This window comes from Streptomyces sp. NPDC046831 (assembly GCF_040645305.1).
GTDB lineage: Bacteria > Actinomycetota > Actinomycetes > Streptomycetales > Streptomycetaceae > Streptomyces.
On the sequence record NZ_JBEYXZ010000038.1, the window covers coordinates 1 to 22006 of the forward strand.

The following is a 22006-nucleotide window of genomic DNA, read 5'->3' on the forward strand; positions in this document are numbered from 1 at the left end:
GTCCACCCCCGCGCCCGGGCCGCGGGGGGGCGGGGTGGGTGGGGGGGTGCTTTTTGCGCCCGGGCGCGGGGCCCCGGGGTGGCGCCCCGGGCCGCCGTGCCGGGCCGCCGCGCATGGGTGCGGCCTGCCGGTGCCGGGCGCTGGGCCCCGCGCCGGTGGTCGAGCACTGGGTCGCCGCGCCGGGTGCCGGGCTTTCGCTCCGGGGGCTGGGTGCCGTGCCGGGTACCGGGCGTTGGGCCGCCGCGCCGGGTGCTGGACCGCCGCGCCGGGTGTCGGGCGCTGGGCCTGCGGTCCGGGTGCCGGGCCGCCGGGCGCGCGTTGGGCGCTGGGCCGCTCCACCGCGCGGCGAGTGCTGGACCACGGCACCGGTTGCCGGGTGCCGGACTGCCGCACCGGGCGGACGGCACGGCGCCTGGGGAAGCGGGGGAGTCAGGCGGTGACCGTCTCGCCCGGCAGGGACAGGTCCACCTCGACCGGGCGGTCGTCACCGTCGTGGGTGGCCGCCGAGGCGAGCGGCCCGTGACCGGCGGCGCGGGCGGCCAGCACGTACGGCCCCCCGGCCGGAACGGCGAGCGCGTAACCGCCGTCGGCGCCGGAGAGCGTCGAGCCCGCCTGACGGCCGCGCCGGTCGATCAGCGTGACCTTGGCCCGGGCCACCGGGGCGCCGTCGGCGGCCAGGACACGGCCGTGGAATCCGCGCAGCGCCTCCCGCGCGCGCTCCAGGGTGGCGTCCTCCTCGCTGCTGGCCCGCAGCTGCGGCTTCGCCGGCACGACCGACCGCGGCAGGCACAGGGCCAGCACCAGACCGAGGGCGACGGCGGCCGCCGCGATCAGGAACGAGACGCGGAAGCCCCGCATGGTCGGGACCGCGGCCCCGTTCACGTGGTGGGCGGTGTTTGCGAGCACCATGCCGATGACGGCGCTGGACACCGACGTGCCGATGGACCGCATCAGCGTGTTGAGGCCGTTGGCCGCGCCGGTCTCCGAGGCCGGGACCGCGCCGACGATCAGCGCCGGCAGGGAGGAGTAGGCCAGGCCGATGCCGGCGCCCAGCAGCACCGAGGTGACGACCGTCTGCCAGGCGGCGTCCATCAGGCCGAGGCCGCCGCCGTAGCCGACGCCGATCACCAGCAGCCCGATGACGAGCGTGGTCCTCGGCCCGTACCGGGCGGACAGACGGGCGTAGACGGGCGCGGTGAACATCATCGTCAGGCCCAGCGGGGCCACGCACAGCCCGGCGACGACCATCGACTGGCCGAGGCCGTAACCGGTGGCGGAGGGCAGCTGGAGCAGCTGCGGCAGGACCAGCGACACGACGTAGAAGCTGACGCCGACCATGATCGAGGCGAGGTTCGTCAGCAGCACCTCGCGGCGGGCGGTGGTGCGCAGGTCCACCAGCGGGGCCTTGACCCGCAGCTCCAGCAGGCCCCACAGCAGCAGGACCGCGACGGCGGCGCCGAACAGGCCGAGCGTGGTCCCGGACGACCAGCCCCAGTCGCTGCCCTTCGTGACCGGCAGCAGCAGGAGCACCAGTCCGGCGGACAGACCGAGCGCGCCCGGCAGGTCGAAGGAGCCCCGGGCGCGCGTCGGCGACTCGGGGACGACGAGGAGGGTCAGGGCGATGGACAGCACTCCGAGCCCGGCGGCGCCGTAGAAGAGGACGTGCCAGTCCGCGTGCTGGGCGACCAGGGCCGCCGCGGGCAGCGCCAGACCGCCGCCGACGCCGATCGAGGAGCTCATCAGGGCCATCGCCGAGCCGAGCCGTTCGCGCGGCAGCATGTCCCGCATCAGCCCGATGCCGAGCGGGATCGCGCCCATCGCGAAGCCCTGGAGGGTGCGGCCGACGATCATCGTGAGCAGCTGGCTGGTGACGGCGCTGACGACGGCGCCCACCACCATCACCGTCAGGCTCGCGACGAGCATCCGGCGCTTGCCGTACAGATCACCGAGGCGGCCCATGATGGGCGTGGCCACGGCACCCGAGAGCAGGGTGGAGGTCAGCACCCAGGTCGCGTTGCCGGGCGCGGCGCCCAGCAGTTGAGGCAGGTCCTTGATGACCGGGACGAGCAGGGTCTGCATCACCGCGACCACGATGCCCGCGAAGGCGAGCACGGGCACGACGGCCCCGTTCGCTCTCCGGGCGGGCTGGTCGGTCGACGTGAGCGTCATGGAGTCGGGCCTCCCGGCCGTGAGGTGAATGAGGTCGGTAGGTGCGGATGCCGTACGGGACGGCCGCAGGCGTCAACCTCGTTCGCCGAGGCACCTATTCCGTTGCTTCGGCGTCCTAACGAATCCTTGACCGTTCCGTGAGGAAATGACAGGTCGTCAGATCGGTGGTCCCGGCGGTGTCCCGTGCGAGGACCGCCCACACCCCCACCCCGCCGCCCGCACCCGCACCCGCGCCCGCGCCCACCGCGGGTCCGTCCGCCCGCCGCCGGGTCGCCGGGCCCTGCGGCAGGGCGGTGCCGCGACCGACGACCGGGACGGCGTGCCGGCCCCGCACGCTGCCGCCCCCGAGGTTGGGTATCTGCGGCCGGCGTCATGGGGGCGGGGCAGCGCGGGGGCCGAGTACGGGACAGGCGGACTTCAGCACGTCCGGTGCTGGTGCCCGGCGCCGTACGGCGGGGCGCCCACGGCCCGGCGGCGGCCCGGCCGAACCGCTTGGCGGGGTCCGTGCGGGCCAAGCGGTTCGGCCCCTAGAGCCACCCCTGGTGCCGGGCCTCCCGTACCGCCTCCGTCCGGTTGCGGGTGCCCGTCTTGCCGATGGCGGAGGACAGGTAGTTGCGGACCGTGGACTCCGACAGGTGCAGCGCGGCGGCGACGTCGGCGACGGTCGCCCCGTCGGCCGAGGCCCTCAGCACGTCGCACTCACGGGCGGTGAGCGGGTTCGGGCCGGCGCTGAGGGCCGCGGCGGCGAGCGCCGGGTCCACCACCGTCTCCCCGGTGAGCACGCGGCGGATCGCGGCGGCCAGCTCCTCCACCGGCCCGTCCTTGACCAGGAAGCCCGCCGCGCCCGCCTCCAGGGCGCGGCGCAGATACCCGGGCCGGCCGAAGGTGGTGAGGATCAGCACCCGGCAGTCGGGCACCTGCTCGCGCAGGTCGGCGGCGGCGTCCAGACCGCTGCGGCCCGGCAGTTCGATGTCCAGCAGGGCCACGTCGGGGCGGTGCAGCAGTGCCGCGTCCACGATCCGGTCCCCCGCCGCCACCTGGGCGACGACCTCCATGTCGTCCTCCATGCCGAGCAGCAGGGCCAGGGCGCCGCGCATCATGCCCTGGTCCTCGGCGAGCAGGATCCGGACGGAGCTCGCGGGCCGGTGCTCGCGCGGCATCTCGTTCACGGGCTCACCGTAGGCGCCGCGGTCATGGCCGTGTTCCGCCGAGGGGTGGGGAGTCCCCCGTCCGTGTCGAGTCCGCTCCCGGGGCGCCCGGCGCCGTCCGGGACGAGGCCGGCGTCCCCGGGCAGCTCGGCGGCGACCGTGAAGCCGCCGCGCGGTGACGGGCCGGCCCGCAGTGAGCCGCCCGCCGCGGCGAGGCGCTCGGTCAGGCCCTTCAGGCCGGTGCCTCCGGTACCGCCGGCCCAGCGGGACGCGGCGGGGACGGCCGAGGGGGCCGGCGATGCCGCCTCGGTCGCCCCGGCGGCCGGCGGGCGGGCCGCCCCTGTCCCGTCGTCCGTGACCGTCAGGCGCACCCGCTCCGCGGTGCCGTCGACGCTGATCTCGCAGCGGGTCGCGCCGCTGTGCCGGACTGCGTTGGTGACCGCCTCCCGCACCACCCACCCCAGCAGGGCCTCGGTCCGCGACGACAGCGGAACGCCCGACCGGCCGACGACCGCCTCGATGCCGGCGGCGGCCAGGGCCGAGCGGGCCCGGTCCAGCTCCGTGGACAGGCTGCCCTCGCGGTACCCGGTGACCGCCTCGCGGATCTCCGTGAGCGCCTGACGGCCCACCGACTCGATGTCCGTCACCTGCGTCAGCGCCGCCTCCAGATCCCGGTGGGCCAGACGCCGGGCGGCCTCCGACTTCACGACGATCACCGACAGCGTGTGACCGAGCAGGTCGTGCAGGTCGCGGGAGAAGCGCAGCCGCTCCCGCTCCACCGCGCGGCGGGCCAACTCCTCGCGCGCCGCCCGCAGCTCCCGCACCGCCTCCGACAGGCTCAGCAGCGCGGCCGTCACCATCGTCGACACGAAGGTGGCGTAGGCGATGTTGATGCCGTCCCAGCCGTCGTGGACAGCGGCGACGCCGCCCGCGACCAGGCTCAGCGCGATGCCGCTGCCGCCGAGCCACCGGCCGCGCAGGGTGGCCCCCGCCGCCAGGCCCAGCAGCGGGAAGAACAGCAGCCAGGAGCCGCCGTACCCGAGCGCCAGCCCGCACGTCACCGCGGCCATCAGGGCCAGCGCCCACCGCGTCGAGGCCGCCTCGCGCTTCTCCTTGCAGAAGGCGCGGAACGCCACGTGGATGTAGAGCGAGTTGAAGACGAGCAGACCGGCGATGCCGATCCACGGATTGGGCGTCCTGCCCTGGAATATGTTGGAGAAGGCGCCCATGCCCATCAGCAGCCAGGGCAGCAGGGTGAAACCGCTGGGCGGCGGTCCCGGCTCCTCCAGCGGCTCCCCGGTCTTCCGGGCCTGACGCACCCGCGCTCTGAACCGCTCCCTGTCCCGCCCCCGTCCCTCGGCCGCCGACAGCCCGGCGTCCCGGCGGCACGAGTCCTTTCGCCACCACGTCATGTCCGTGACCCCCCGTTCAGACCATCCCCACGCCGCCGCGGCACGGCACCGAGGCGGAAGGCCGGGCCGGTGCCGGCCGTCGTCACGAACACGACGGTACGCGGGCGGGGTGCCCGGGAGGCAGAGGCGCTTGTACGGTCCCGGGCAGGACAATTGTCACGGCCGGCAGCCCGCCCCGGCGCCTCCGCACGGCTCGCCGACCGCGGTCACCGGGGCGCCGCAGCCGGGAACGGCACCCGGCCGTGACGACGCCTCGCCGGGATCGGCACCCGGCCGTGACGACGCCTCGCCGGGATCGGCACCCGGCCGTGACGGTCCCTCGCGGGCCGGGCCCTCGCCCGGGCAGCCGGGGGAGGGCCCGGCCGCCGGGGCTGGTCCCTCGCCGGGTCGGCCGGAACACGTCCCCCGCCCGGCGCGTCCGGCCGTTCCCGGCGGTGTCCGGTCGTCCCCTCCCCGTCCCCGTCCGTGATCAGGAGCCACATGCCCATCGACGCCGCCCAGGCCCTCTCCGCCGCCCCCAGGACCGGCGAGATCACCTGGGACCGCAAGGACGTCCAGCTCTACCACCTGGGCATCGGCGCCGGCGTCCCCGCGACCGGCCCCGGCGAACTGCGCTACACGCTGGAGGACCGGCTGCACGTCCTGCCGAGCTTCGCCACCGTCGCCGGCGGCGGCCCGCCCGGCGTGATCAGCGGACTGTCCCTGCCCGGCGTCGACGTCGACCTCGCCCGCGTCCTGCACGGCGGCCAGTCGCTGACCGTGCACCGCCCCCTTCCCGCGCGGGGCACCGCGACCACCACCGACCGCATCACCGCCGTGTACGACAAGGGCACCGCGGCTCTCCTCGTCCTGCGCACCGACGCCGCCGACGCCGACGGGCCGCTGTGGACCGCCGAGGCCGAAATCTTCGTCCGGGGGGAGGGCGGCTGGGGCGGCGACCGCGGCCCCTCGACCCGTTCGGAGCCGCCCGCCGGCGCACCGGACACCGTCACCGAACGGCCGACCCGCGAGGACCAGGCTCTCCTGTACCGCCTCAGTGGCGACGCCAACCCCCTGCACGCCGACCCCGCCTTCGCCCGGCGTGCCGGCTTCGAGCGGCCCATCCTGCACGGCCTGTGCACCTACGGCATGACGCTCAAGGCCGTCGTGGAGACGCAGCTCGACGAAGACGTGACCCGCGTACGCTCCTGGGCCGCCCGCTTCGACGGGGTGGTGTACCCGGGGGAGACCCTGCGCCTGCGCATGTGGCGGCAGCGGGGCGAAGGCGGGAGCGGGAGGGGGAGCGCGAGCGCGGTACGGGTGGCCGCGACCGCGGTCGAGCGAGCGGACGCCCCCGTGCTGACCGGCGTCGTCGCACTTCCCTGAACCCGTCCGGCACCGCTGCGTGCGGTGAGCCTCCCGGTACGGCACCGGGTGACGCCTTGTCCGGCCTTCCGCGCACGAGCACGGCACACGGAAAGGCCCCGTCCCTCCCGCTGGGAAGGACGGGGCCGTCGTCACGGACGTACCGTCAGGCAGCCGCTTCGGATTCCTCGGCCGCCGGCTTGCGGTGGCGGCCCCGCGGGGCCGCCTCGCCGTCCTTGGCGGAGACCGGGCCACGGTGCTTGCCGTGCCCCCGGGCCTCCTGGAAGCCCTGGACCTCGGCCTCGAACGGCTGGGTCGTACTGGCGTCGCTCATCGGCAGAATTCACCCCGTCAACCATGATCTTTCGTACAGCCGGGTGAGTCTAACCGGCACACCTCGGGCCAAATCCAGGCGGCCACGCCCATCGGCACGACTTCGTTACCTGCCTGCCGTACGGCTCGTCAGCGGCGCCTGCTGCAGGGGGACGGGGCGCGGCGCGCCGGGCGCCCCCGACGCCGGTTCCGGCAGGTCGTACGCACCGTCCGCCGGTGGCGAGGACGGCGCCTCCCGCCCCGGGGGCAGGGCCGGCGGCCCCGACGGCCGCGGCACGAACGCGGCCCGCGACGCACCCGAGCGCGCCCCCTCCAGGAAGAGGGTCAGGCCCGAACCCAGCGAACCGGTGCCGCTGCCCGTCGCGTGCGACTGCGCGCCCGGCCAGGACTCCTCGCCCGGCCGCGAGGTCCGCCGCACCTCGACCCACCGCGCGCCTTCGAGCGCCGCACCGGCCCCGTCCCGCACCCGGCGCGGTCCCCGCGCCGCCGTGTCCGGCCCGCTCCGCACCCAGCGCGCCTCTCCCGAGGCCGCGTCGGCCTGGTCCGGCACCCACCGCGGCGGCCTGCCGGCGTCCAGGTCCCGGTCCGGCACCCGACGCGGTGCGTTCGCCGTCTCCTTCACCTCATCCGGCAGCCGGGCCGCCTCGTCGAAGGCCGGGTTGGGGCCGTCCGGCACCCAACGCGGCACGTCCCCGTCCCGATGGGCCTCGCCCGGCGTCGAGCGCGCCTCGTCACAGGCCACGTCCGCTCCGTCCGGCACCCACCGCGGCGTGCCCGTGGCCTGGTCCGCGTGGTCCGCCTGGTCCGGCGTCCAGCGTGCCTCGCCGGAAACCCGGCTCCCTCCGTCCCGCACCCACCGCGGCGCGTCCGCGGCCTGGTTCGCCTCGTCCGGCACCCGGCGCGTTTCGCCGACCGCCGCGTTCGCCCCGCCGCCGGATCCCCACCGCGGCTCGTCCGCGTCCTCGCTCGCCCCGCCCGGCACCACCGCCCGCGCCCGCCGCGCGGCCTCCTGCAGCGGCGCCGCCCAGTGCGCCACCCCGCACGGCACCGACGCCGTGGCGTACGGCAGACGGAGCGCACCGTCCGCCGTCCACAGCCCGGCCCCGGCCAGCCAGCCCTCCGGCGCCGGAAGGTGGCACACCTGCCGCTCCGCGGGACGCCACACCCCGACCCAGCTGCCGAGCGCGCCGTCGATGCGCAGCGCCACCCCGCACTGCTCCGGCGTCAGCATCTGCCCCGGCTGGATCGCGAACGGGGTGACCACGCAGTCGGGCAGCCGCAGGCATGCGGGGAACCGCACCGGCAGGGTGCTGCCCAGCACGCCCCAGCCCAACCGTTCCTGCCCGGGCGACGCCGCGTCGGAGCTGACGAGCAGCAGCCCGCTGTCCGGGTCCGCCAGGAGCAGCCGGTCGTCGCTGTCGGCGGCGATCTGCAGCAGCAGCGACACCTCGCCCCCGCGCTCCAGGTCGACCACCACCGCCTTGGTCCGCCCGCCGGTCTCCCGGTCCAGGGCCAGCATCCGGCCCTGCCGGTCCAGCCAGGCCCCGCCCGAGCAGCGCCCCGGCACCTCGGCCAGCAGCTCCGGCCCGAAGCCGCCGCCCGCCACCCGCCACACCGCGGTGGAGCGCCCGCCCACGGCGAGCGCGTACGCCCGTCCGCCGCCCGGCACCGGGGGCAGCAGCCGCAGCCGGGTGCCCTCGGGGCACTCGATCGCGCCGAGCGCCAGCTCACCGGTGCCGGGACCGGTCGGGTACAGCAGGGAGAAGGCGTGCCGGCCCGCCACCAGCCGGCGGATGAGGACCCGCCCGTCGCCCATGGGCTGCACCTCCGTGCCGGGCTCCTCGGGCCGGCCGCCGGGCAGTGGCACCGCGTACGGCTCGGGGCCGTCCAGCGTCCAGCGCTCCGGGTACAGCGCGTCGTCCCCGCCCGTGAGGCGGGCGGCGTAGGCGCCGTCCACGGTGATCACGCAGCCTGACTGCGACGCACCGCCGTGCTCGTGACCCGCCGTCGGCGGCGGGGCCACCCCTTGGTCGAACGCGGGCGGAAGCTTGGCAGACGCACAGGCCGTCATCGTTCGGTCACCTCCGGCGACGAACGGTAGTTTTCGTACGCACAGACGTGGCAGCGGCTGGCGGTGGCTTCACACATAAGGGTGCCAGCAGCGGGATTCGCCTGAGGAAACGGGGCGGGATGTGCTGGCCGCCGTCCGCCGGGGCCCTCCCGCGCCGGGAGCTGCCGTCTTCCGCGGGGCGGCCCCGCCCGCGCACGGCGGCCGCCGCGGCCGCCGCCCGGCCCCACGCGACGGCACCGGTTCAGCCGTGCGAAACAGCCAGGTAGCCTTGCACTCGTGCCCCGTCTGTCTGAAGTCATCGCCGCCCTGGAAAGCCTGTGGCCGGCCGAACGGGCCGAGTCCTGGGACGCGGTCGGCACCGTCGTGGGCGACCCCGGCCAGGACGTCACCCGGGTCCTGTTCGCCGTCGACCCGGTGCAGGAGATCGTCGACGAGGCCGTGAAGCTGGGCGCCGACCTGCTGGTCACCCACCACCCGCTCTACCTGCGCGGGACGACCACGGTCGCGGCCTCCACCTTCAAGGGCCGCGTGGTGCACACGCTCATCAAGAACGACATCGCCCTGCACGTCGCCCACACCAACGCCGACCAGGCCGACCCCGGCGTCAGCGACGCCCTCGCCGGCGCGCTGGACCTGAGGGTCGTCGGCCCCCTGGTCGCCGACCCCGGCGACCCCGCCGGCCGCCGCGGCCTCGGCCGGGTGTGCGAACTGGACCACCCGCTGACCGTCCGGGAGCTGGCCGCCCGCGCCGCCGAGCGGCTGCCCGCCACCGCGCAGGGCATCCGCGTCGCGGGCGACCCGGACGCCGTCGTCCGCAGGATCGCCGTCAGCGGCGGCTCCGGCGACAGCCTCTTCGACGCCGTACGAGCGGCGGGCGCCGACGCGTACCTCACCGCGGACCTGCGCCACCATCCGGCGTCCGAGTTCACGGCCGACCGCGCCCACAGCCCCCTCGCGCTGCTCGACGCGGCGCACTGGGCCACCGAGTGGCCCTGGTGCGAGCTGGCGGCAGCCCAGCTCGACGAGATCTCCGACCGGCACGGCTGGGGCCTACGCGTCCACGTCTCCACGACGGTCACCGATCCCTGGACCGCCCACGCGGCGTCCGCCCCCAAACCCGCCACCGAAACCCTGGGAGCCCCCAACTGAACGCCGCGCCCGCCGACCAGATCCGACTCCTCGACGTCCAGGCCCTCGACGTCCGCCTGCAGCAGCTCGCGCACAAGCGGAGGTCCCTCCCCGAGCACGCCGAGATCGAGTCGCTGACCAAGGACCTCGCGCAGCTGCGCGACCTCCTGGTGGCCGCGCAGACCGAGGAGAGCGACTGCTCCCGCGAGCAGACCAAGGCCGAGCAGGACGTGGACCAGGTGCGCCAGCGCGCCACCCGCGACCAGCAGCGCCTCGACTCGGGCGCGGTCACCTCGCCGAAGGACCTGGCGAACCTGCAGCACGAGATCACCTCCCTCGCCAAGCGGCAGGGCGACCTGGAGGACGTCGTCCTGGAGGTCATGGAGCGCCGCGAGTCCGCGCAGGAGCGGGTGGCCGAGCTGACCGAGCGCGTCGGCTCCGTCCAGGCGAAGATCGACGACGCGACCGGGCGCCGGGACGCCGCCTTCGAGGAGATCGACGGCGAGGCCGCCTCGGTGACGAAGGAGCGCGAGGTCGTCGCCGCCTCCGTCCCCGCCGACCTGCTCAAGCTCTACGACAAGCTGCGCGAGCAGCAGGGCGGCATCGGCGCCGCCAAGCTCCTCCAGCGCACCTGCCAGGGCTGCCGCCAGGAACTCGCCATCACCGAGCTCAACGAGATCCGCTCGGCCGCGCCCGGCACGGTCGTGCGCTGCGAGAACTGCCGCCGCATCCTGGTGCGCACCGCCGAGTCCGGCCTGTAGGGCAGTAAGGGGCGGACGCCGTGCGGGAGTTCATCGTCGAGGCCGACGGCGGGTCGCGGGGCAACCCGGGGCCCGCCGGCTACGGGGCGGTCGTCACCGACGCGGCGACGGGGGAGACCCTCGCCGAGGCCGCGGAGTACCTGGGCGTCGCGACCAACAACGTGGCCGAGTACCGGGGCCTGCTGGCCGGCCTGCGCGCCGCGCACGCGCTGGACCCGGCGGCCGCGGTCCACGTCCGCATGGACTCCAAGCTGGTCGTCGAGCAGATGACGGGCCGCTGGAAGATCAAGCACCCCGACCTCAAGCCGCTCGCGGCCGAGGCGGCCCGGGTGTTCCCGCCCGGGCGGGTGACGTACGAGTGGATCCCGCGCGAGCGGAACAAGCGGGCGGACCGCCTGGCCAACGAGGCGATGGACGCGGGCGGGCGCGGCGAACGGTGGTCGCCCCCGCAGGACGCGACCGCGCCGGCGGGCCCGGACGGGGCCGCGTCGGGGGCGGATGCTCTTTCCCCGGCTTCCGCTTCCCCGCCGGGAGCGGGCGCCGGCCGGAGCGCGGAACCCGGCTCCGGGGGCGTCGCGCGTGCCACCGGAGGGGACCCGGAGGCGCCCGCCGGTGCGGGCGTCGGTGCCGGGGATCGTGTCGGGGCCGGGGCCGGGGCCGGGACCGATGAGCCTGCCGGTGCCGGCCGTCGTCCGGGCACGGCCGCGTCCTCCGGTACCGGTCGTCCTCCGGGCACGGCCGCGTCCTCCGGTGCCGTCCCGTCGGCCGATGCTGCCGCATCCGCACCGGCTGCCACGCCGGGCGAGGACACGGGCGCCGGGGCCGACGCGCGGGCGGCGCGCGTGGTCGCCACGCCCGGCTGGGCCCCCGCGGACCTCGGGGCGCCCGCCACCTTCGTCCTCCTGCGGCACGGTGAGACCCCGCTGACCCCGCAGAAGCGGTTCTCCGGCAGCGGCGGCACCGACCCGTCCCTCTCCGCCGTGGGCCGCGAGCAGGCCCAGCGGGTCGCGGCGGCGCTCGCGCGACGCGGCACGATCCAGGCCGTCGTCTCGTCCCCGCTCGCCCGCGCCCGCGAGACCGCGGACATCGTCGCCGCCCGCCTCGGGCTCGACGTCACGGTCGACGACGGCCTGCGCGAGACCGACTTCGGTGCCTGGGAGGGGCTCACCTTCGGCGAGGTGAGCGAGCGGTACCCGGACGACCTCACCGCCTGGCTGGCCTCCCCCGACGCCGAACCGACCGGAGGCGGCGAGAGCTTCGCGGCCACCGGCGCCCGGATCGCCGCCACCCGCGACAAACTGGTCGCGGCCCACGCGGGCCGCACGGTGCTGATCGTCACCCACGTCACGCCCATCAAGACGTTCGTCCGCCTCGCCCTCGGCGCGCCGCCGGAGTCGCTGTTCCGCATGGAGCTGTCGGCGGCCTCGCTGTCGGCGGTGGCGTACTACAGCGACGGCAACGCCAGCGTCCGGCTGCTCAACGACACGTCGCACCTCAGGTGAGGGACGGGACGCCGCGGCGCTCGCCGCGAGACGGGGCGCGGCGTGCCGTCAGGCGGGGGGACCCGTGGCGCCGCGTGCCGTCAGGCGTATGCGGGACGCCGGGACGCCGCGTGCCGTCAGGCGTATGCGGGACGCCGGGGCGCCGCGTGCCGTCGGGCGATATGCGGGACGCCGGGACGCCGGGACGTCGCGTGCCCTGAGGTGACCGCCCCGGCCGGCGCGGGGCCGTGCCCTGCCTGACGTCCGGTCAGGCGGGGCGCTGCCCGAGCGCCGCCGCCTCCCGTGCGAGGGACTCGATCCGGCCCCAGTCGCCGGCGGCGACGGCGTCCGGCGGAACCATCCACGTTCCGCCCACGCAGCCGACGTTGGGCAGGGCCAGGTACTCCGGGGCGTCCGCCGGGCCGATGCCCCCGGTCGGGCAGAAACGGGCGCGGGGCAGCGGCCCGGCCAGCGACCTCAGACAGGCGGTACCGCCCGCCGCCCGGGCGGGGAAGAACTTCATCTCGGACACGCCCCGCTCCAGCAGCGCCATGACCTCCGAGGCGGTCGACACCCCCGGCAGGAACGGCAACCCGGACGCCCGCATCGCCGCCAGCAGCCGGTCGGTCCAGCCGGGGCTCACCAGGAACCGCGCCCCGGCGTCCCCGCACGCCGTCACCTGCGCCGGGTCGAGGACGGTACCCGCGCCGACCACCGCGTCCGGCACCGCACCGGCGATCGCCCGGACGGCGTCCAGCGCGGCGGGCGTCCGCAGGGTGACCTCGACGGCGGGCAATCCGCCGGCCACCAGGGCGCGCGCCAGCGGCACGGCGTCGGCGGCGTCGTCGAGGACGACGACCGGAACGACGGGTGCGAGCTCCAGGACGGAGCGGACCGGGGCGGGCGGGCAGGACGGCGGCGGTGAGGTCATGGCCTCATCGTGCCGAGGGGGTGCGCCACGCGCAAAGATCGTTGCGCGTGCTGCAACGACAGGCTGGCGCGGACCGACGGCGTCAGTGGATCTCGGTCACCACCACGTCGAGCGCCCACGGCCGGCCCGCCTTCGCGGGCGGTTCCGCCTCCACCACGTGGCCGAGGTCGCGCAGCGCCTCCACCAGCTCGGCGGGATCCGCGGGAGCCGCACCCTCGGTCAGCAGGGCGCGCACGATCCGCCCCTTCGTCGCCTTGTTGAAGTGGCTGACCACCGATCGCTTCTCCACGCCGTCCACGACCTGTGCGTGCAGCACCCGCACGGTCGCCGTCCGGGACGCGAGCTCGCCCTTCGGCCGCCACGCGGTCGCGTACGCGGAGGACCGCAGGTCCAGCACCAGGCCGTCGCCCGCGGCCTCCGGCAGCACCGAGGCCATGGGGGTGCGCCAGTACGCCCCCAGCGCACCGAGCCCGGGCAGCTTCACGCCCATCGAACACCGGTAGGAGGGGATCCGGTCGGTCACCCGGACCGCGCCCCACAGCCCCGAGAAGACCAGCAGGGAACGCACGGCGCGCCTCCTGGCGGCCGCGTCGAGGGAGGCCAGGCCCAGGGCGTCGTACAGCACGCCGGTGTAGATCTCCCCGGCGGGCCGCGTCCCCGCGGTGTGCAGCCCCGCGTTCTTGGCGACCTCGCCGCGCAGCCCCTCACTCAGCCCGAGCACCTCGCGCGCCTTGTCCTCGTCGCCGGCGCACAGGTCCACCAGCTCGCCGAGGACGGCCTGCCTGGCGGCCGTCAGCCCGGGCAGCGACAGCGACTCCAGCTCCAGCGCGGCACCGCGGCCGGAAGCGGCCTTGCCTTCGGACGGCGGCAGCAGGACAAGCACACGTACTCCTTCGGTAGAGCTCGCCTGTCAGGGTACGGCGTGGGTCAGCACCGTCCGGCTCGGTGCCGTGGAGCAGGGCGGGCCGAAGCCCGTGCCCGTGAAGTGACCGCCGGCTCCAGGACAGGACCGTGCAGCCGGGTCAGGAAGGTGAGCGCGCGGCGCAGCCGGGTGCGTGGGGTGCACGCCCGTGCACTGCCGGCGCGCGGCGAGGCCGCCGGTACCTCTCGCGCGGCGTCCGCCCGCTCTGTCCGTCCCTGCCCGACAACACGTGCCGTGCCCCTTCGGTCGCCCGGCAGCGGTGAGACGATGTCACCGGAGCGAGGGGCTACAGCGGTCCCTGTCCCGCGGTGACCAGGGCACGGACGAGCCCGTCGGCGTCTTCGGCGTGGAAACGGACCACGCGCACCTCACGGGGGTGCCCGAAGAAGGACAGATGCGTGACCGGCCCGGTCAGCTCCACCGTCACGGTCGTCTGCGAGCCGACGGCGAGACGGTGGCGCGGAAGAGCGCGGCCAGCTCCGGTGAGACCGGGCCCTCGGCGACCGTCCTGCCCTCCGACTCCAGCAACGCCCGCAGCCGCGCCCGCCGCTCGCGGATCGCCTCCTCCTGCCGCGCCAGGTCCTCGTCCAGCTCCGTCAGCACCTCGGCGAGGTCCTTGCCGGCCTCGTCCGCGAGCACGTCCCGCACCTCGGCGAGCCCCAGCCCCAGCTCGGTCAGCCGCCTGATCCGGGCGAGCACGACGGCGTGCCGCAGGGTGTAGTCCCGGTACCCGTTGCCCAGCCGCTCCGGCTCCGGCAGCAGTCCCAGGTGGTGGTAGTGCCGCACCGCCCGGGTGGTGACACCGACGGCCGCGGCGAGTTCTCCGATCCGCATGGCCTCAGTAGAAACGTTGACGCCGCGACAGGGTCAAGCGAGCGTCGTGCCGCCCGACCGCGGGCGCCTTCTGTGCCACGATCGAGGGAACGGTTCCCGATCCCACGGACAGGTGATCATCCGATGGCCCAGTCTGGCGAGCGACCGAAGGAGGGGCGTGACGTGACCGCCATGGCCCATGAGCCGATCTCGCAGGCGGACGTCCTGCTGGAGGGGTTCCTCGCCCTGGACACCCCGGAGGGTTTCCGGGCGGAGCTGATCGAAGGGGAGATCGTCGTGACGCCGCCGCCGGACGGGGACCACGAGGACTACATCAATCTGATCATGAAGCAGGTGATCAGGCGTTCCCGCACCGACATGGACTTCTCCGGGAACAAAGGCCTGAAGCTGAGGAGCGGCGGAGCCTGCCCGAAGAACCACGTCATTCCGGACGGCACCTTCGCGCCCACGGCGCTGCGTCTCTACCGGGGAGCCGGCCCCTGGATGCCGTGCGACGGCGTCGCCATGGTCGTGGAGGTCACCTCCACCAAGCCGCAGGCGGACCGCGAGGCCAAGCGGCGCTGCTACGCCCGCGGTGGCATCCCCCTGTACCTCCTCGTCGACCGCGAAACCTCCTCGATCACACTGTTCGGCGACCCGGAGCAGGACGAGTACCGGGAGCGCCGCACCCGCCCCCTGGGCAAGCCCATCGCCCTGCCCGAGCCCTTCGCCTTCGACCTGGACACCGCCGACTTCCTCTGATCCCCTGGGAGCCGGGGGTGGGGCGAGGTGAGGAGCGTACGGGAGCAGGCCCGCTGGACCAGGGCGCGACTGGGGCGGTGCGGCCCCGCGCTGGACCTGCTCACCGCCCGCTTCGACCGGCACGAGTACGCTCCCCACGCGCACGACGAGTACACGGTCGGAGTCACCGTGGGCGGCCTCGAGGTCATCGCCTACCGCGGCGCACGCATCGTGTCCGGCCCCGGCTCGATCGTCGTCCTGGAACCGGGCGAGATGCACACAGGCGGCCCCGCCGCCCCCGAGGGCTACGCGTACCGCGCCCTCTACGCCACCCCCGCCCTCCTCGCCGACGGCACCGCGGCCACCGGTCTCCCGCACTTCCCCGAACCCGTCCTGCACGACCCGGAACTGGCCGCCGCCCTGCGCCGCACGCACACCGACCTCAGCGCCCACCCCGACCCGCTGGAGGCGGAGTCGCGCCTGCCCTGGCTGCTCGCCGCCCTCGCCCGCCGCCACTCCACCTCCCGCGCCGGCGACGACACCGTCCCCGGCGCCGGAGTCGTCGCCCTCGCCGTCCGCGACCGCCTCGCCGACGAACTCCTCGCCCCGCCCTCCCTGGCCGACCTGGCCGCCGACCTCGGCCTCTCCCGCTACCAGCTGCTCCGCGCGTTCCGTAAGACGATGGGCGTGCCGCCGTACGCGTGGCTCGCCCAGTACCGGGTGACCCGAGCCCGCGCCCTCCTGGACGCCGGACTGCGGCCGGCGGAAGCGGCCGCCCTCGTCGGCTTCGCCGACCAGGCGCACCTCACCCGCTGGTTCCGCCGCGTGCTGGGGGTGAGCCCCGCGGTGTACCGCAACAGCGTTCAAGACGCCGCACGCTGAGCCGGTCGACACTCACCGCATGACTGCACGCGGCTGGTTCCTGTTCTCCCTGATGGGAGTGGTCTGGGGCATCCCCTATCTCATGATCAAAGTAGCGGTGGACGAGGTGTCCCCGTCGGCGGTGGTGTTCACCCGCTGCGCCGTCGGCGCGCTCCTCCTGCTTCCCTTCGCCCTGCGCCGAGCCGGTCTCGCCCGGAACCTGCGGACGCACTGGAAGCCGATGCTGGCGTTCGCGGTCATCGAGATCGTCGGCCCCTGGTACACCCTGACCGACGCCGAACGTCACCTCTCCAGCTCCACGGCCGGCCTGCTGATCGCGGGCGTACCGATCGTCGGCGTCCTGCTGTCCCGCTCCTTCGGCAGGGCTGAGTCGCTGGGCGCCCGCCGGATCACGGGCCTCGCCCTCGGACTCGGCGGCGTGGGCGTCCTCACCGTCCCGCACCTGACCGGCGGTGACGCCCTCTCCCTCGCGGAGGTCCTGGTCACGGTCGTCGGTTACGCGACGGCCCCGCTGATCGCCGACCGCCACCTCAAGGACGTCCCGACGCTGCACCTGATCACGCCCTGCCTGGCCCTGGCCGCCCTCGTCTACGCCCCCGCGGCGGCCGCGACCCGCCCGGCGGACCTGCCCACGCCCGAGACCCTCGCCGCCCTGGCCGCCCTCGGAGTCGTCTGCACGGCCGTGGCCTTCGTCGCCTTCCTGGAACTGATCAAGGAAGCCGGCCCGGTCCGCGCCTCCGTGATCACCTACGTCAATCCGGCGATCGCGGTGGCGGCCGGCGCGCTCTTCCTGGACGAGGCCCTGACCGCCACGGTCCTGGCCGCCTTCGTCCTGATCCTCACCGGGTCGGTCCTGGCCAACGCGAGGGAACGGAAGACCGCCCCCCGGCGGGTACCATGGTCGGCACGGCAGACGAGCCGGGCGGACGGCCGCGTGGAGTCCCTCACAGGACTCCCCGAGGAACGTCCGGGCTCCACAGGGCAGGGTGGTGGCTAACGGCCACCCGGGGTGACCCGCGGGACAGTGCCACAGAAAACAGACCGCCGGGGACCCACGGTCCTCGGTAAGGGTGAAACGGTGGTGTAAGAGACCACCAGTGCCCAGGGTGACCTGGGCAGCTAGGTAAACCCCACCCGGAGCAAGGTCAAAAGGAAGCACTCCGGTGCTTCTGCGCGGACGTTGGAGGGCTGCCCGCCCGAGTCCGCGGGTAGACCGCACGAGGCCGGCGGCAACGCCGGTCCTAGATGGATGGCCGTCGCCGGCGGGCCCGCGAGGGCCCGCCGGGACAGAACCCGGCGTACAGCCCGACTCGTCTGCCGCCACCTGCCGCGTTGCCTGGGCAAGGGCCTCTGACCGGGGCCGGTGACCGGTTGGTGACCGGTGCGTCCCGCATCCGGCCACGACGGGTGCTGCGTGACCGGCCCGGTGTGCGGCGCCGGACGTACGATGGGCACAGAATCGCTGTACGCGAGCCGCTGTTTGTGAAACAGCGAAAGGTCGAACCTCTCCCATCGACTGAGGCCGGTTCGTGCGACCTGCCGGGCACGCGGGCATGACCTCGACAGATGACGACGAAAGCCGTGCATCCCTCGCCGTGATCAGCCGTGATCAGCCGTGATCAGCCGTGATCACGGGAGCCGCGCACCGGGATCCGGCCTCATCACGCACCGCACACCGCGAGGATTTGCCGATGTCGAACCGCCTGTTCAGTGATCGCGCAGATGCCGGCCGGGTCCTCGCCAAGCTCCTGGAACGCTACCGCGGCGATCCCGATGTGATCGTGCTGGGCCTGCCGCCCGGCGGCGTTCCGGTGGCGTACGAGGTCGCCGCGGCCGTGGGTGCCCCACTCGATGTCTTCCCGGTCCGCAAGATCGGCGTGCCCGGTCAGGAGGACGTGGCGATGGGAGCCATCGCGGACGGCGGAGTGGTGGTGCTCAACGAGGACGTCGTCCGCGGCCTGGGCATCCTGCCGGGCACGCTGCGCAGCGCGGTCGAGCGGGAGGCCCGGGAGCTGCTGCGCCAGGAGGACACCTACCGGGAGGGGCGGCCCGCGCCCGAACTGGAGGGCTGCACGGTGATCCTGGCCGACGACGGCCTTGCCACCGGGGCCGGCATGCGCGCCGCGCTCCAGGCCCTGCGCCGCCACCGGCCGGCGCGGATCGTCGTCGCGGTGCCCGCCGCCGCCGAGTCGACCTGCCGCGAGCTGGCCGACATGGCCGACGACTTGGTGTGCGCCACCACCCCGTCGCCGTTCTTCGCCGTCGCCGCGTCCTACTGGGACTTCCACCAGATCACGGACGAGGACGTGCGGAAGCTGCTGCGCCGGGCGGCGGACAGGCCCGCGGAGCCGGCCGAGGAGGAGGTGAGCGAGGTCGCTCTCATCAGTGCCGAGGCGTTCCCTGTCGAGAACGGCGTGCCCAGCGACGAGGCACTGTTCGACCTGGTGGGCGACGCGCACTTCGTGCTGATCGGCGAGGCCTCACACGGCACGCACGACTTCTACCAGGCGCGCGCCCGCATGACGCAGCGGCTGATCGAGGAGAAGGGCTTCTGCGCGGTCGCGGCCGAGGCCGACTGGCCCGACGCCTACCGGGTCAACCGCTACGTCCGGGACGTCAGCGACGATGTCACGGCCGAGGAGTCACTGCGCGGCTTTCGGCGGTTCCCCACCTGGATGTGGCGGAACACCGCGGTGCTGGACTTCGTGGGATGGCTGCGGGAACGCAACGACCGGGTCTCCGGCGGCGAGCGCGCGAAAGCGGGCTTCTACGGTCTCGACCTGTACAGCCTGTACCGCTCGATCGAGGAAGTCATCAGCTACCTGGACCGCGTCGATCCGGAGGCGGCGAAGCGGGCCCGCGAGCGCTACGCCTGCTTCGATCACTACGACACCGACGGCGATGCGCAGGCCTGGGGGTTCGAGGCCGCCTTCGGAGCGGGTGAGACCTGCGAGCGGCAGGTCGTGGACCAACTCGTCGAGCTGGAGCGCCATGCGGTGCAATACGCACGACGGGACGGACTGCTCGCCGAGGACGAGCAGTTCTACGCCGAACAGAACGCGCGCACGGTCAAGAACGCGGCCGAGTACTACCGGACGATGTTCGGCGGGCAGGTGTCGTCCTGGAATCTGCGTGACCGCCATATGGCCGAGACCCTCGAGGCGCTCGCCGAGCATCTCAGCCACCAGCGGAGCAGCCCGGCCAGGATCGTCGTGTGGGAGCACAACTCCCACCTCGGGGACGCCCGGGGCACGGAAGCCGCGCTCCGCGGCGAGCTCAACGTCGGCCAGTTGGTGCGGCAGGCGCACCCTGATGACTGCTGCCTGCTGGGCTTCACCACCTACACCGGCACGGTGACAGCCGCGGACGACTGGGGAGGGCCGGTCGTGCGCAAGGCGGTGCGCCCGGCACTCGTCGACAGCGTCGAGGACACGTTCCACCAGGTCGGCGAGGAGGAGTTCCTGCTTCCGTTCAACCGGACGCCCCTGGCCGCCGACGCGCTGCGCAAGGCGCGCCTCGAGCGGGCGATCGGCGTCATCTACCGGCCGGAGACCGAACGGCAGAGCCACTACTTCCGCGCGCGCATCTCCGACCAGTTCGACGGCGTCATCCACATCGACGAGACCCGGGCGGTCGAACCCCTGGAGCGCACGGCCGAGTGGCAGGGAGGCGAGGTCCCCGAGACCTACCCGTTCGCCGTATGACGGCTGCCGCCGTCCTCACGAGGCACCGGAGCCGCCCTCCCCGTGCCAGAGGCCCTGCACCCGGAACCAGACTCCGGCACCGAACACGGACTCCACTGCCGCAGGCAGTCCGACCGGCACCCGGACCACCCTCAGAGCTCCGCTGGGGTGCAGGTCGTAGGCGTAGCTGAGTTCGTTCGCCACATCTTCGTAGGAGACGTCCCAGATGGTGCGGTTGGTGTAACCGTCGGGATCCCCGACCTCTACGAGCTTGATGAAAACGGACATACGGGGACTATATGCCGGGGATCCGCGATCGCGCCCGTTGGGCGTTCCGGGTGGACACCGACCCCCTCGACCTGCTGGGGCGCATCGACGGACGCGGTGTCCGGGACGCGCACGGCGTCTGAGCGCGAGGCATCCGTCCCCGGGCGGTCCGTCACCCGGGGGCGGACGAGGATGGCCGCACTGCTCCCCGACCTGGCCGGCCTGCTCCCCGTTGCCGTGCTCGTCCGGGGGCGCCCTGACCACTTCCTCGGCCGTTCCGGCGTTCTCGGCGGCCTGGACCAGGTCCTCTGTGCCCGCGGGGAAGCCGACGTCCTGCAGTGCGTCCAGCACGTCCCCTACCTACGCTTGTGGAAGACCTGCTTCCTCCTCAGTTGTTGTCCCGCGCCACTTCCGTACCGCTCGTGCAACCCGTGCGTTACCGGCACCGTCGGCTGATGGCGACGTCGAGGCGTGCCGGGGATCCTGAATCCTGTGCCCGGCGGCCGAATCCAGGGGAGATCACATGCCCGGCAAGACCGAACGTGCCGCCCTGCGCGCTGCGGCTCAGGCCGCCGAGCAGATCCTGGCGCACGCCTCCGAGCAGGCGGAGCGGCAGTTCCCGCAGGACCCGTCCGCCCAGCGCGTCGCCGAGGTCGGGGCGCTCACCGGTGCGTTGAGGACCCTGCTGGAGGCGGTGCGCCCCTTCACCGAGGAAGAAGACGAAGAGGACGTGCCGTGAGCGGCGCTTACGGGCCCGCGTGGTCGACGGCGCCGGCAACCTCGCCGTTACCGACGTTCGACCTCACCAACGACGCGACGCAGGGGAACATCAGGCTCACCCAGGTCACCGACCCGCAGGGTCACCCGACGACTGGCGGACGCGGAAGGTCACTGTCCGGCTGAGCCACAACGGCCGGTGACACGGGCCAGGTGCCGGGTGAAGACCTCGCGGGTGTCCGGGGTCAGGGTCCGCAGCGCCACCAGGGCCGTGATCACCACGTCGCACAGCTCCGCCTGCACGTCCTCCCAGGTGTGGCTGGCGCCCTTGCGCGGGTTCTGGCCGGTGGCGCCGATCACCGCCTGGGCGGCTTCGCCGACCTCCTCCGACAGCTTCAGCATGCGCAGCAGCAGGCCTTCCTGGCCGCTGTGCGGCCGGGAGGTCTCCAGCCATGCCCACAGGGCGTCGATGGAGGTCCACACGTCCCCGGGTGCCGCTTCGGGCAGGTCCTGATCGCTCATGACCCCAGCGTGCCAGGCCCGTTCCCCTCCGACAGCGCTCTTTCTCCTCGGACGGTCTCCCGGGCCCCTACTCCTCGAACAGGGCCTCCTGCTCGCCCTGCTCGGTCCTCCTCAGGTGGCGGATCCGCCTGCCCACGACCAGGGCCGTCGCCGCGGCCACCGCCCCGAACGCCGCCGGGACCATCCAGCCCCGGTCGAGCGCGTGGCCCAGGGCGTGGTCCACGGAGAGCCGGCCCGGGCCCGTGACCGCGAGACCGGCCGACGTCAGGCCCAGGGAGGCCGCGTACTCGTAACCCCCGGCCTGGGCGAAGAAGCCGTTGGGCGCGTGCACCGCCGCCGCGCCCGCCATCGCGCCGGCTGCCGCCGCACCCGCCGCCGGGGTCGCCAGGCCCAGCGCGAGCAGCAGCCCGCCGCCGGTCTCCGCCAGGCCCGCCGCGGTCGCGCTCGCCTTCCCGGGCCGGTAGCCGATGGACTCCATGAACTGGCCGGTCCCCTCGATGCCGCCCCCGCCGAACCAGCCGAACAGCTTCTGGGCGCCGTGCGCCGCCAGCACCCCTCCGGTGCCCAGGCGGAGCAGCAGCAGGCCGATGTCGCGTCGGTCGTAACAGGTCACGGTGACTCCCAGGCAGACAGCAGGAACAACGTCCCCTCCGCGTTTCCACCGTCGCACCGCTCACACGC

At 74.6% G+C, this 22006-nt stretch carries 18 protein-coding genes, 1 other RNA gene and 3 pseudogenes; 10 read left to right on the plus strand and 12 right to left on the minus strand.

All coding sequences use genetic code 11. The features are described from left to right. Window positions 1–429: 429 nt before the first annotated feature. The 3 genes from ABZ920_RS25875 to ABZ920_RS25885 form a co-directional block, all read right to left on the minus strand. Entirely contained in the window at window positions 430–2169 is a 1740-nt protein-coding gene (locus ABZ920_RS25875) for an MFS transporter (protein ID WP_361509547.1), read from the minus strand. A gap of 527 nt (window positions 2170–2696) precedes the next feature. Next, window positions 2697–3329 (minus strand): response regulator transcription factor, encoded by a 633-nt coding sequence (locus ABZ920_RS25880; protein WP_361509703.1) that lies wholly within the window; start codon window positions 3327–3329, stop codon window positions 2697–2699. 5 nt (window positions 3330–3334) lie between these two features. Next, window positions 3335–4729 (minus strand): histidine kinase, encoded by a 1395-nt coding sequence (locus ABZ920_RS25885; RefSeq protein ID WP_361509550.1) that lies wholly within the window; start codon window positions 4727–4729, stop codon window positions 3335–3337. Window positions 4730–5209: 480 nt separating this feature from the next. On the opposite strand from ABZ920_RS25885, the gene ABZ920_RS25890 reads away from it, so the two are divergent. Next, on the plus strand, window positions 5210–6094 hold the full coding sequence (locus ABZ920_RS25890) for a MaoC/PaaZ C-terminal domain-containing protein (RefSeq protein ID WP_361509553.1): 885 nt from the start codon (window positions 5210–5212) through the stop codon (window positions 6092–6094). Between the two features lie 145 nt (window positions 6095–6239). Here the strand turns inward: ABZ920_RS25890 and ABZ920_RS25895 are convergent, their stop codons facing one another. Next, window positions 6240–6407: a hypothetical protein gene (locus ABZ920_RS25895; protein ID WP_361509556.1), complete on the minus strand. Its 168-nt coding sequence runs from the start codon at window positions 6405–6407 to the stop codon at window positions 6240–6242. Window positions 6408–7427: 1020 nt separating this feature from the next. Next, window positions 7428–8477 (minus strand): annotated as a pseudogene (locus tag ABZ920_RS25900) (hypothetical protein); the annotation flags it as partial. A gap of 276 nt (window positions 8478–8753) precedes the next feature. Here ABZ920_RS25900 and ABZ920_RS25905 point away from each other — a divergent pair. From ABZ920_RS25905 to ABZ920_RS25915, 3 genes are read left to right on the plus strand one after another with little or no spacing between them, the layout of a single operon-like run. Beyond that, on the plus strand, window positions 8754–9626 hold the full coding sequence (locus ABZ920_RS25905; protein ID WP_361509559.1) for a Nif3-like dinuclear metal center hexameric protein: 873 nt from the start codon (window positions 8754–8756) through the stop codon (window positions 9624–9626). Further along, window positions 9623–10366 (plus strand): C4-type zinc ribbon domain-containing protein, encoded by a 744-nt coding sequence (locus ABZ920_RS25910; RefSeq protein ID WP_361509706.1) that lies wholly within the window; start codon window positions 9623–9625, stop codon window positions 10364–10366. Before ABZ920_RS25905 ends, ABZ920_RS25910 begins: the two co-directional genes overlap by 4 nt. Window positions 10367–10386: 20 nt before the next feature. Beyond that, window positions 10387–11868: a bifunctional RNase H/acid phosphatase gene (locus ABZ920_RS25915; protein WP_361509562.1), complete on the plus strand. Its 1482-nt coding sequence runs from the start codon at window positions 10387–10389 to the stop codon at window positions 11866–11868. 247 nt (window positions 11869–12115) lie between these two features. Here the strand turns inward: ABZ920_RS25915 and eda are convergent, their stop codons facing one another. The 4 genes and pseudogenes from eda to ABZ920_RS25935 all read right to left on the minus strand — a co-directional run. Beyond that, window positions 12116–12778 carry a bifunctional 4-hydroxy-2-oxoglutarate aldolase/2-dehydro-3-deoxy-phosphogluconate aldolase gene (gene eda, locus ABZ920_RS25920; RefSeq protein WP_361509565.1) on the minus strand — a complete coding sequence of 221 codons (663 nt, stop codon included), beginning with the start codon at window positions 12776–12778 and terminating at the stop codon, window positions 12116–12118. 82 nt (window positions 12779–12860) lie between these two features. Next, window positions 12861–13661, minus strand: coding sequence for a peroxide stress protein YaaA (gene yaaA, locus ABZ920_RS25925; RefSeq protein ID WP_361509568.1), 801 nt, complete (start codon window positions 13659–13661; stop codon window positions 12861–12863). Between the two features lie 325 nt (window positions 13662–13986). Then, complete coding sequence (locus ABZ920_RS25930; RefSeq protein ID WP_361509570.1) at window positions 13987–14127, minus strand: hypothetical protein; 141 nt, start codon at window positions 14125–14127, stop codon at window positions 13987–13989. 35 nt (window positions 14128–14162) lie between these two features. After that, window positions 14163–14534 (minus strand): annotated as a pseudogene (locus ABZ920_RS25935) (MerR family transcriptional regulator); the annotation flags it as partial. 171 nt (window positions 14535–14705) lie between these two features. Between ABZ920_RS25935 and ABZ920_RS25940 the strand changes: the two are divergent. The 5 genes and pseudogenes from ABZ920_RS25940 (at window position 14706) to ABZ920_RS25960 (ending at window position 19840) form a co-directional block, all read left to right on the plus strand. Beyond that, complete coding sequence (locus ABZ920_RS25940; protein ID WP_361509709.1) at window positions 14706–15275, plus strand: Uma2 family endonuclease; 570 nt, start codon at window positions 14706–14708, stop codon at window positions 15273–15275. A gap of 27 nt (window positions 15276–15302) precedes the next feature. Beyond that, window positions 15303–16136, plus strand: coding sequence for an AraC family transcriptional regulator (locus ABZ920_RS25945; RefSeq protein WP_361509573.1), 834 nt, complete (start codon window positions 15303–15305; stop codon window positions 16134–16136). Window positions 16137–16155: 19 nt separating this feature from the next. Further along, window positions 16156–16983: pseudogene (locus ABZ920_RS25950) on the plus strand (DMT family transporter); the annotation flags it as partial. Between the two features lie 67 nt (window positions 16984–17050). After that, an RNA gene (gene rnpB / locus ABZ920_RS25955) (RNase P RNA component class A) lies at window positions 17051–17453 on the plus strand. 374 nt (window positions 17454–17827) lie between these two features. Further along, complete coding sequence (locus ABZ920_RS25960; protein WP_361509576.1) at window positions 17828–19840, plus strand: erythromycin esterase family protein; 2013 nt, start codon at window positions 17828–17830, stop codon at window positions 19838–19840. Window positions 19841–19855: 15 nt separating this feature from the next. Here the strand turns inward: ABZ920_RS25960 and ABZ920_RS25965 are convergent, their stop codons facing one another. Beyond that, complete coding sequence (locus ABZ920_RS25965) at window positions 19856–20107, minus strand: hypothetical protein (protein WP_361509579.1); 252 nt, start codon at window positions 20105–20107, stop codon at window positions 19856–19858. 502 nt (window positions 20108–20609) lie between these two features. Here ABZ920_RS25965 and ABZ920_RS25970 point away from each other — a divergent pair. After that, window positions 20610–20825, plus strand: coding sequence for a hypothetical protein (locus tag ABZ920_RS25970; protein ID WP_361509581.1), 216 nt, complete (start codon window positions 20610–20612; stop codon window positions 20823–20825). 149 nt (window positions 20826–20974) lie between these two features. On the opposite strand, the gene ABZ920_RS25975 is transcribed toward ABZ920_RS25970, so the two are convergent. Both ABZ920_RS25975 and ABZ920_RS25980 read right to left on the minus strand, forming a co-directional pair. Beyond that, window positions 20975–21325, minus strand: coding sequence for a MazG-like family protein (locus ABZ920_RS25975; protein ID WP_361509584.1), 351 nt, complete (start codon window positions 21323–21325; stop codon window positions 20975–20977). Between the two features lie 67 nt (window positions 21326–21392). Next, window positions 21393–21938 (minus strand): DoxX family membrane protein, encoded by a 546-nt coding sequence (locus ABZ920_RS25980; protein WP_361509587.1) that lies wholly within the window; start codon window positions 21936–21938, stop codon window positions 21393–21395. Window positions 21939–22006 lie beyond the last annotated feature (68 nt).

What these genes read in the sequence shown, in the direction of transcription:
- ABZ920_RS25880 (WP_361509703.1), bottom strand. Translation starts at nt 3,329, where the DNA reads ATGCCGCGCGAGCACCGGCCCGCGAGCTCCGTCCGGATCCTGCTCGCC.
- ABZ920_RS25895 (WP_361509556.1), bottom strand. Translation starts at nt 6,407, where the DNA reads ATGAGCGACGCCAGTACGACCCAGCCGTTCGAGGCCGAGGTCCAGGGC.
- ABZ920_RS25875 (WP_361509547.1), bottom strand. Translation starts at nt 2,169, where the DNA reads ATGACGCTCACGTCGACCGACCAGCCCGCCCGGAGAGCGAACGGGGCC.
- ABZ920_RS25965 (WP_361509579.1), bottom strand. Translation starts at nt 20,107, where the DNA reads ATGTCCGTTTTCATCAAGCTCGTAGAGGTCGGGGATCCCGACGGTTAC.
- ABZ920_RS25940 (WP_361509709.1), top strand. Translation starts at nt 14,706, where the DNA reads ATGGCCCATGAGCCGATCTCGCAGGCGGACGTCCTGCTGGAGGGGTTC.
- ABZ920_RS25890 (WP_361509553.1), top strand. Translation starts at nt 5,210, where the DNA reads ATGCCCATCGACGCCGCCCAGGCCCTCTCCGCCGCCCCCAGGACCGGC.
- ABZ920_RS25975 (WP_361509584.1), bottom strand. Translation starts at nt 21,325, where the DNA reads ATGAGCGATCAGGACCTGCCCGAAGCGGCACCCGGGGACGTGTGGACC.
- ABZ920_RS25960 (WP_361509576.1), top strand. Translation starts at nt 17,828, where the DNA reads ATGTCGAACCGCCTGTTCAGTGATCGCGCAGATGCCGGCCGGGTCCTC.
- ABZ920_RS25970 (WP_361509581.1), top strand. Translation starts at nt 20,610, where the DNA reads ATGCCCGGCAAGACCGAACGTGCCGCCCTGCGCGCTGCGGCTCAGGCC.
- eda (WP_361509565.1), bottom strand. Translation starts at nt 12,778, where the DNA reads ATGACCTCACCGCCGCCGTCCTGCCCGCCCGCCCCGGTCCGCTCCGTC.
- ABZ920_RS25885 (WP_361509550.1), bottom strand. Translation starts at nt 4,729, where the DNA reads ATGACGTGGTGGCGAAAGGACTCGTGCCGCCGGGACGCCGGGCTGTCG.